The sequence below is a fragment of the Actinomadura sp. 7K534 genome (assembly GCF_004348575.1).
Taxonomy (GTDB): Bacteria; Actinomycetota; Actinomycetes; order Streptosporangiales; family Streptosporangiaceae; genus Spirillospora; species Spirillospora livida.
This window is the reverse complement of record NZ_SMKB01000496.1, coordinates 1-1,106: the sequence shown is the minus strand read 5'-3', so window position 1 is coordinate 1,106 and position 1,106 is coordinate 1. Positions and strand designations below refer to the sequence as shown.

Below are 1,106 nucleotides of genomic sequence, written 5' to 3'. Positions count from 1 at the left end.
GTGGTAGGGGTGGGGCATGATCGGAGACCGCGAGTCGCGGGAGTCGCCGGCGGAGCGTCATCGCAGGCCGGAGGATGCCGCCGACAACGCCGTCGCCGCGGCGGGGCGGATCACGGAGGCTCTGGAGACCACCGAGCAGGCGCGGGGGCATCTTTACGCGTTTCATCAGTTGACGGGGCGGGCCGACGGGCAGCTCGACGCGGCGGTGGAGCTGTTGCGGGCTGCCGGGCACGATGATCTGGCTGACGAGGTCGAGCGCGAGTTGATCGGGCGGAACGTGCTCTCGGGGCGGTGGACGTTCCAGGTCGTCGAGGAGTACGACGACGGGTATTACCAGGAGTTCCGGTCCATCGAGGGCAAGGTGCGGGGACGCCTCATGGAGGGGCGGCGGCACGTCTTCGAGGCCGAGATGAAGGAGCGGCGGCGGACGCACGGGCTGCCGGATCATGTCGCCAGGCCGGGCGACGAGGACTAATCCACGCGGAGGGCCGGCGGGTAGGGGGCCAGGTAGGTCTGGTCGGCCAGGTAGGTGTGGTTCGTGGCTTCCGCGTAGTGGCGCAGTAGGTCGATCGGGGTGCGCAAAGGCGCCTCGCCCTGGTGGTAGGAAGCGATCGCGGCGACTACCTCGTGGCGTTCGGGCGGGTCCAGGCGGTTGCTCAGCGGGCCCAGGACGTGGCTGAGGGCGTTGGTGTGGCGGCCGGGGGTCGGGGAGACGGCGAATGCTTCGGTGAAGGCGCGGCGGTACTCGGTTTCCAACGCGGTGGCGGGTCGTGTGCCCGCTTGGGCGACTGTGCGGCCCATGTGCCGGTAGGCCGCGGGGTCGTGGGCGAGGATCTGCAGTTTGTGGCGGCTGTGGAAGGCGACCAGGTCGCCGGGGCGCCAATCTCCGGCGAAGAATTCGCGGAGGCGGGCCTGGGCGTAGAGGCGCTCGATGAAGTGTTCGCGGAGTTCGGGGTCGTGGAGGCTGCTTGCGGGCAGGTGCGGAAGGGCTCCGGGGGATTGGGAGTCTGAGATGTAGCCGTCTGGGTCTTCGTCCGGGGGGACGCAGTCGGCGTGGGCTGCCAGGGGGTCGGAGGTGAGGAGGTGGCTTGGTGCTGCTAGGCGGG

2 protein-coding genes are annotated in these 1,106 nt (G+C 70.1%); one reads left to right on the top strand and one right to left on the bottom strand.

Annotated features, from left to right (window positions below):
• Positions 1–16: 16 nt before the first annotated feature.
• On the top strand, positions 17–475 hold the full coding sequence (locus E1266_RS37365; protein WP_132055318.1) for a hypothetical protein: 459 nt from the start codon (positions 17–19) through the stop codon (positions 473–475).
• Here the strand turns inward: E1266_RS37365 and E1266_RS37360 are convergent.
• Positions 472–1,106: YbgA family protein (locus E1266_RS37360; protein WP_132055316.1), on the bottom strand; the 635-nt coding region annotated here is incomplete at its 5' end. The genes E1266_RS37365 and E1266_RS37360 overlap by 4 nt on opposite strands.